Source organism: Alcanivorax sp. HI0083, assembly GCF_001635175.1.
In genome coordinates, this window is sequence record NZ_LWFX01001775.1 from 1 (window position 1) to 1,318 (window position 1,318).

Consider the following 1,318-nt stretch of genomic DNA (forward strand, 5'->3'; position numbering starts at 1 on the left):
TGGGATTGGGAAAAATAATACCGCCGTTGGGGCGCGGCTTGTCGCCGGCGAGATAATCATCCACCGCAATGCCCAACTCACCATCGAGCGGCACCGGCTGGTAGTCGATCTGATACAGGCCACAATAGACCTTGTAGAAGCTGTAGGTAATATCCGGGAACAGCAGCGGCTGATCCTGTTTGAAAAACGCCATAAACAGGTGCGCCAGCACTTCGTCGGAGCCATTGCCAACAAACACTTGGGAACGCTCGATCCCGTAACCTTGATTGGAATAGTAATCGGCGATGGCCTGCTTGAGCTGGCTGCTGTCCGGGTCCGGGTACAGCCGCAGCCGCTCGTCCGCCTCAGCGCGGATCGCCTCGATCACTTTCGGCGACGGGCCGAGCGGATGCTCATTGGTGTTCAGCTTTACCAGCTTGTCCATCTTGGGCTGCTCGCCGGGCACATAAGGCTCCAGCCCATGAACGAAGTCGCTCCAGTATTTACTCATAAGTTCTCCGCCGGAAGCCTGACGCCAAACGCCGGACAAAGAGGCCGCACGTCAGGCGTCTGGCATCTGGCTTCTAGCGTTTAATTCTATATTCCGCACTGCGCGCGTGGGCCGTCAGGCTTTCGCCACGCGCCAGCGGAGAGGCGATCTTTGCCAGGGTGCTGGCCCCGTCCGGGGAGCAACCGATCAGCGAGCTGCGCTTCTGGAAATCGTACACCCCCAACGGCGAAGAAAAGCGTGCGGTGGCGCTGGTGGGCAGCACGTGATTCGGCCCGGCACAGTAATCACCCAGCGCTTCCGGGGTGTGGCGCCCCAGAAAGATGGCGCCGGCATGACGAATGTTTTTCGCCCACTGCTCCGCGTCATCAATGGATAACTCCAGGTGTTCGGAGGCGATGCGGTTGGCAATGTCGATGGCCTGATCCAGGTCGCTGACCTGAATCAACGCGCCGCGGTTTTTCATGGACGTGCGGATAATGGTTTCCCGCTCCAGGGTCGCCGCCAGCGTTTCCATGGATTCGGCCACCTGTTGCAAGAACGCCGCATCCGGGGATACCAAAATGGCCTGGGCTTCTTCGTCGTGCTCTGCCTGGGAAAACAGATCCATGGCGATCCAGTCCGGGTCGGTCTTGCCGTCGCAAACCACCAGAATTTCCGAGGGGCCGGCAATCATGTCGATACCGACTTTGCCGAACACCTGCCGCTTGGCTTCGGCCACATAGATGTTGCCGGGGCCAACGATTTTGTCCACCGCCGGCACGGTTTCCGTGCCGTAGGCCAACGCGGCCACCGCTTGCCCGCCGCCCAGGGTAAAGAGCTTGTCGACAC

General features: G+C 59.9%; 2 protein-coding genes. Both read right to left on the reverse strand.

From position 1 onward, the window contains the following. The coding region (locus A3754_RS25695; RefSeq protein ID WP_156497241.1) for an aminotransferase class I/II-fold pyridoxal phosphate-dependent enzyme at positions 1–490 on the reverse strand (490 nt) is incomplete at its 3' end. Between the two features lie 73 nt (positions 491–563). Then, positions 564–1,318: histidinol dehydrogenase (gene hisD / locus A3754_RS25700; protein WP_063521718.1), on the reverse strand; the 755-nt coding region annotated here is incomplete at its 5' end.